Origin of the sequence: Pseudomonas sp. PA-4-8C (genome assembly GCF_021606625.1) — a bacterium.
Taxonomy (GTDB): Bacteria; Pseudomonadota; Gammaproteobacteria; order Pseudomonadales; family Pseudomonadaceae; genus Aquipseudomonas; species Aquipseudomonas lactis.
Map to the genome: position 1 here is coordinate 1 of NZ_WKCD01000309.1, position 6,265 is coordinate 6,265.

Annotated in this window: 7 protein-coding genes; 4 read left to right on the top strand and 3 right to left on the bottom strand. The window is 60.8% G+C overall.

The window, feature by feature from the left end:
* Positions 1–1,055: DEAD/DEAH box helicase family protein (locus tag GIW04_RS26710; RefSeq protein WP_236479361.1), on the bottom strand; the 1,055-nt coding region annotated here is incomplete at its 3' end.
* A gap of 343 nt (positions 1,056–1,398) precedes the next feature.
* On the opposite strand from GIW04_RS26710, the gene GIW04_RS26715 reads away from it, so the two are divergent.
* On the top strand, positions 1,399–2,595 hold the full coding sequence (locus tag GIW04_RS26715; protein WP_003192576.1) for an amino acid aminotransferase: 1,197 nt from the start codon (positions 1,399–1,401) through the stop codon (positions 2,593–2,595).
* 101 nt (positions 2,596–2,696) lie between these two features.
* Positions 2,697–2,906, top strand: coding sequence for a hypothetical protein (locus GIW04_RS26720; RefSeq protein ID WP_005789784.1), 210 nt, complete (start codon positions 2,697–2,699; stop codon positions 2,904–2,906).
* A 106-nt stretch (positions 2,907–3,012) separates the two neighbouring features.
* Here GIW04_RS26720 and ptrR read toward each other — a convergent pair whose 3' ends face one another.
* Entirely contained in the window at positions 3,013–3,885 is an 873-nt protein-coding gene (gene ptrR / locus GIW04_RS26725) for a putrescine utilization regulator PtrR (RefSeq protein ID WP_120248927.1), read from the bottom strand.
* 254 nt (positions 3,886–4,139) lie between these two features.
* Between ptrR and GIW04_RS26730 the strand changes: the two genes are divergently transcribed.
* Positions 4,140–5,534, top strand: a complete 1,395-nt coding sequence (locus GIW04_RS26730) for an aldehyde dehydrogenase family protein (protein WP_120248928.1) — start codon at positions 4,140–4,142, stop codon at positions 5,532–5,534.
* An 11-nt stretch (positions 5,535–5,545) separates the two neighbouring features.
* On the opposite strand, the gene GIW04_RS26735 is transcribed toward GIW04_RS26730, so the two are convergent.
* Entirely contained in the window at positions 5,546–5,947 is a 402-nt protein-coding gene (locus tag GIW04_RS26735) for a winged helix-turn-helix transcriptional regulator (protein WP_003192584.1), read from the bottom strand.
* 99 nt (positions 5,948–6,046) lie between these two features.
* Here GIW04_RS26735 and GIW04_RS26740 point away from each other — a divergent pair.
* Positions 6,047–6,265: oxidoreductase (locus GIW04_RS26740; RefSeq protein ID WP_442962813.1), on the top strand; the 219-nt coding region annotated here is incomplete at its 3' end.

Here is a 6,265-nt window from a genome sequence, read left to right on the forward strand (position 1 = left end):
CCCTTATACATGGCGCCCACCTGCGGCACGCTGACGTGGGATTCGTCGATCACCAGCAAGGCGTCCGGCGGCAGGTAGTCATAGAGCGTCGGTGGCGGCGCCCCGGAGTCGCGGCCCGACAGGTAGCGCGAGTAGTTTTCGATGCCGTTGCAGTAGCCCAGCTCCAGGATCATCTCCAGGTCGAAGCGGGTGCGCTGTTCCAGGCGCTGGGCTTCCACCAGCTTATTGTTGGAGCGCAGGTATTCCAGGCGCTCGGCCAGCTCGACCTTGATACCCTCGATGGCGCCCATCAGGGTTTCGCGCGGGGTCACGTAGTGGCTTTTGGGGTAGAAGGTGAAGCGTGGCAGCTTGCGGATCACCTCACCGGTCAACGGGTCGAAGGCTGACAGGCTTTCGACCTCATCATCGAACAGTTCGATACGGATGGCTTCCAGGTCGGATTCCGCCGGGTAGATGTCGATAACATCGCCGCGCACCCGGAAGGTGGCGCGGGCAAAGTCCATGTCATTACGGGTGTACTGCAGGCTGGCCAGGCGGCGCAGCAGTTCGCGCTGGTCGAGTTTGTCGCCGCGATCGACGTGCAGCACCATCTTCAAGTAGGTTTCCGGGCTACCCAGACCATAGATGCACGACACCGTGGTGACGATGATCGCGTCCTTGCGCTCAAGCAACGCCTTGGTCGCCGACAGGCGCATCTGCTCGATGTGATCGTTGATCGACGCATCCTTCTCGATAAAGGTATCGGACGACGGCACATAGGCTTCGGGCTGGTAGTAGTCGTAGTAGGAAACGAAGTACTCCACCGCGTTGTTGGGGAAGAACGCCTTGAACTCGCCGTAGAGCTGCGCGGCCAGGGTCTTGTTCGGTGCCAGCACCAGGGTCGGGCGGTTGGTCTGGGCGATCACATTGGCGATGCTGAAGGTCTTGCCGGAACCGGTCACCCCAAGCAGCGTCTGGTGCGCCAGGCCGGCTTCGATGCCTTCGACCATCTGACGAATGGCTTCCGGTTGGTCGCCGGCGGGTTCAAAACGGGTAACGAGCTGGAAATCCGACATAACGTACCTCGTGAAGTCACCCCAGACTCGACACCGCCAGGGACGAAATAGCTCAGCAACCCGCGAATAATCATCGCAGGTTGCAGGAAAAAACCATGATAGCTGTAGAAGTGGTGTCGAATGTGACGGGTTTCAAGGCCGTCGTCCTACACGACCTTTCTCGCCAATGTGGCAATAAGACTAACGGTCAGCAAATAAACCGAAAAACATGGCCGAAAAGCCGTTTCCGTTGTCGCTCTCAGCCGTGATGGCCTCTATACTAGCTCCCCGTTTGTGCACCGCTCTAGTGCATTCGGCTGGAGCGCGACACGTCCCTCCTACCCCCCATAGAGCTGCCGCAAAAATGAGCCTGTTCTCCGCTGTCGAAATGGCACCACGCGATCCAATCCTGGGCCTCAACGAAGCATTCAACGCCGATACACGAACCACCAAGGTGAACCTTGGCGTGGGCGTTTACTGCAACGAGGAGGGGAAGATTCCACTCTTGCGTGCCGTTGCCGAAGCGGAAGCCATTCGTGTGGCGCAACATGCCGCCCGTGGCTACTTGCCGATCGACGGCATCGTGGCGTACGACCAGGCCGTGCAAAAGCTGCTGTTTGGCGCTGAGTCGCCGCTGTTGAGCGAAGGCCGTGTGATTACCGCCCAGGCCGTGGGCGGCACGGGCGCGCTGAAAATCGGCGCCGACTTCCTCAAGCAACTGCTGCCCAACGCCGTCGTCGCCATCAGCGACCCGAGCTGGGAAAACCACCAGGCGCTGTTTGAAAAGGCCGGTTTCCCGGTGCAGACCTACCGCTACTACGACGCCGCCACTCACGACGTGAACCGTGCCGGCCTGCTCGAGGACCTCAACGCCCTGCCGCCACAGTCCATCGTGGTGCTGCACGCCTGCTGCCATAACCCCACCGGCGTCGACCTCAGCCCGGCCGACTGGCAAGACGTGCTGGACGTGGTCAAGGCCAAGAACCTGGTGCCGTTCCTCGACATGGCCTACCAGGGCTTCGGCGACGGCATCCACGAAGACGCCGCCGCGGTGCGCCTGTTCGCGGAATCGGGCCTGACCTTCTTTGTGTCCAGCTCGTTCTCCAAGTCGTTCTCGCTGTATGGCGAACGCGTAGGCGCGCTGTCGATCGTCAGCGAGTCCAAGGAAGAAAGCGCGCGCATCCTGTCCCAGGTCAAGCGTGTGATCCGCACCAACTACTCCAACCCGCCCACCCACGGCGCAGCCATCGTTGCCGCCGTGTTGAACAACCCTGAGCTGCGCGCCCAGTGGGAAGCCGAGCTGGCCGAGATGCGCCTGCGCATTCGCGGTATGCGCGAGCAGATGGTGGCCGAACTGGCTAAGGCTGCGCCAGGCCATGACTTCAGCTTCGTCGGTCGCCAGCGTGGGATGTTCTCCTATTCCGGCCTGACGGTGGAACAAGTCACCCGCCTGCGCACCGAGTTCGGTATCTACGCACTCGATACCGGGCGTATCTGTGTGGCAGCGCTGAACCAATCGAACATTGGTGCAGTGACCAAGGCGATTGTCCAGGTGCTGTAAACGGGCAAACGTTATACGAAGGGGGAAGCCAATGGCTTCCCCCTTTTTATTGGCGAACACACTAGACTGAACACCGACTGCCCCCTTGCTGTGAGAGCTTTATGAGAAACGACGACCTGGACCTGCGCGCCGACCGCGACGAATTGCACGACTACGCCCCACGCGCACCGCAAGCCAAGCGCCAGAAGAGCCTGGTGCTGCAAGTGGCGTTGGGAGTATTCCTCGGTGGGCTGGCGTTATGGCTGGTACAACTAGGCGCGACGGCAATCATGGCCAAACTGGCCATGGGCACCCTGCAATTTGGCGGCTGATGTAGGACACCTGTGGGAGCTGGCTTGCCTGCGATAGCGGCGGTTCAGTTAAAGATTCATTGACTGACACACCGCTATCGCAGGCAAGCCAGCTCCCACATTTGATCTAGGGTACTGGCAGAGTGCGTTCTTCCAGCAGTTTTACGAAACTGTTCAAACTCTGCGACACCGTGCCCCGCCGCCAGATCAGCCAGGTATTCAAGATACGGAACGTGTCGGGCAGCGGCCACACACTCACCGCCGCACACCCCGGCATACTCTCCAGCATGCTGCGTGGCATCAGCGCCAGCCCTGCCCCGGCGCTGACACAGGCCAACATGCCGTGGTACGACTCGATCTCGAAGATCCTGCCCGGCACCGCGCCATCCTGTGAGAACCAGCGTTCGAAGTGATGCCGGTACGAGCAGTTGGAGCGAAACGTATAGATGTTCTCGCCATTCACATCCTGGCCACGGGTGATTGGCGCGTGATGCAGTGGCGCAATCACCACCATCTCCTCCTCAAACACCGCCACGCCTTCCAGCGTGGAATGCAGCACCGGCCCATCGACAAAGGCCGCCGTCAGCCGGCCCGACAGCACGCCTTCGATCATGGTGCCCGAGGGGCCGGTGCTCAGGTCCAGCTCGACCTTGGTGTATTGCTGGTTATACGCCGCCAGTAACGCCGGAATACGCACGGCCGCCGTGCTCTCCAGCGAGCCCAGGGCAAACGCGCCCTGGGGCTCCTCCCCCGCCACCGTGGCGCGGGCTTCTTGCACCAAATCAAGAATGCGCCGTGTATAGCCGAGGAAGTTCCACCCGGCCGGCGACAGGCGCAGGCGGCTTTTCTCGCGGATAAACAATTCCACGCCCAGGTCCTGCTCCAGTTGTTTGATGCGCGTGGTGAGGTTCGATGGCACGCGATGAATCAACTGCGCGGCGGCGCTGATGCTGCCTTGCTCGGCAACGGCCTTGAAGATTTCCAGTTGCACCAGATCCAAGTCATTCTCCAATCATGTACATGATCGTTCCCACGCTCTGCGTGGGAACGCTGCCTCGGACGCTCCGCGTCCAATCGTTGGCTCACAGCTCGTTGACGCGGAGCGTCAAAGGATGCATTTCCACGCAGAGCGTGGGGACGAGCTTAGGCCAAACATTCTCGTAATGAGAATATATTGCTTAATATTATTCAGTTTCCAGAAAACATACAGCCCCGTACGCTGGCCCCATTCCACTCATTCAGCCGGACGGTGCCATGAACAATGCTATCTCCCACCAGACCCACGCCCTGTCGATCAACCCCGCCAACGGCGAAACAGTCCGCAGCTACCCCTATGAAAGCGCAGAACAGCTGAACGCCGCCCTCTCCCGCTCGACCGATGCCTTCAGAACCTGGCGCCGCACGCCCGTGAGCCAGCGCGCCGAATACCTGCTGGCCCTGGCTGTCGCCCTGCGTGAGCAAGCTGAAGACATGGCGCAAATGATCACCCTGGAAATGGGCAAACCCATCGCCCAGGCCCGCGCCGAGATCGAAAAGTGCGCGCAACTGAGCGAGTGGTACGCCGCCCACGGCCCGGCCATGCTCGCCCCGGAACCCACCCTGGTGGACAACGGCAGCGCCCGAATCGAATACCGCCCACTGGGCCCTATCCTCGCGGTGATGCCGTGGAATTTCCCGGTGTGGCAAGTGCTGCGCGGCGCCGTGCCGACCCTGCTTGCCGGCAACACCTACGTACTCAAGCATGCGCCCAATGTGATGGGCAGCGCGTATCTGATCCAGCAGGCGCTGCGTAAAGCCGGTTTCGCTGAAGGCGTATTCGAAGTGATCAACGTGACCCAGGACGGTGTATCTACGGCCATCGCCGACCCGCGCATCGCCGCTGTGACCCTCACCGGCAGCGTGCGCGCTGGCATCGCCATCGGCTCACAAGCCGGGGCCGCGTTGAAGAAATGCGTGCTGGAACTGGGTGGCTCCGACCCGTTTATCGTACTCAACGACGCCGACCTCGACGCCGCTGTGCAAGCCGCCGTGATCGGCCGTTTCCAGAACAGCGGCCAGGTCTGCGCCGCCGCCAAGCGCTTGATCATCGAAGCGGGCGTGGTTGAAGCCTTCACCGCCAAGTTCCTTGAAGCCAGCCGCGCCCTGGTGATGGGCGAGCCCACCTCAACCGCCACCTATATCGGCCCCATGGCGCGCTTTGATCTGCGTGACGAACTGCACGGCCAGGTCCAGGCGACCCTGGAAGAAGGCGCCACGCTGCTGCTGGGTGGCCATAAAGTTGCGGGCGCGGGCAATTACTACGAACCGACCGTTCTGGCTGACGTCACCGATCAAATGACGTCGTTCAAACAGGAACTGTTCGGCCCCGTGGCCTCGATCATCACCGCTCGCGACGCCGAGCACGCCGTGGCGCTGGCCAATGACAGCGAGTTTGGCCTGACCGCGAGCATCTTCACCCGCGACGCGGCAAAGGCGCGGGCGATTGCCGATCAGTTGGAAACCGGCGGGGTCTTTGTCAACGCGTTCAGCGTGTCAGACCCGCGGGTGGCGTTTGGTGGTGTGAAGAAGAGCGGGTTCGGCCGCGAGCTGTCGCACTTCGGTGTACGCGAGTTCTGCAACGCACAAACGGTGTGGCTGGACCGCAAGTAAAGCTGCAACGGCTAGGCGTCGTCGGTGCGCGCATCGAACGCCGCCTGCGCCTGCAGCACCGCTTCCGAATGGCTGAGCGTCCAGGCGTAAAGCGCCTTGAACGGCTCTTCCAGCGTCCCCCCCAGCGGCGTAATGCTGTACTCCACCGCCACCTGTGAAGACGGGATGACCCGGCGCGCCAGGATGCCACTGCGTTCAAGACGGCGCAGGCTCTGGGTCAGGGCTTTTTGCGTGATGCCGTCCAGGCGACGCCTGATTTCATTGAAACGCAGCGGTTTTTCGCACAAAGAGCCCAGTATCAGCACCGACCACTTGTCGGTGATCTGATCAAGCAATAATCGGCTGGAGCAATCGGCTTTGAATACCTTGGGCACCGTACCGTCTTGAGTCAGCGCCGGGTCATGATCGAGCATGTGGTTTCCTCTGGGATACCTGATAGCTTTAAAGTGCCTAATTGATATTAGGTATACACAATATACTATCAAGACTCATTTCAAATGGAGTCTCTGGCAATGAGTGTTACGAATCTGGATGCTTTGTTTCAGCCATTTGCGCTGAAATCCCTGGCCCTGAAAAATCGCATCGTCATGGCACCCATGACCCGTTCGTTTTCCCCCACCGGTGTACCGGAAGAAAACGTCGCCGCCTATTATCGCCGACGTGCCGAACACGACGTCGGGCTGATTCTCTCAGAAGGCACCGCCATTGATCGCCCCGGCGCACGTAACGAC

Coding starts and splice junctions, on each gene's coding strand:
- GIW04_RS26715 (WP_003192576.1), top strand. CDS start 1,399: ATGAGCCTGTTCTCCGCTGTCGAAATGGCACCACGCGATCCAATCCTG.
- GIW04_RS26720 (WP_005789784.1), top strand. CDS start 2,697: ATGAGAAACGACGACCTGGACCTGCGCGCCGACCGCGACGAATTGCAC.
- GIW04_RS26730 (WP_120248928.1), top strand. CDS start 4,140: ATGAACAATGCTATCTCCCACCAGACCCACGCCCTGTCGATCAACCCC.
- GIW04_RS26735 (WP_003192584.1), bottom strand. CDS start 5,947: ATGCTCGATCATGACCCGGCGCTGACTCAAGACGGTACGGTGCCCAAG.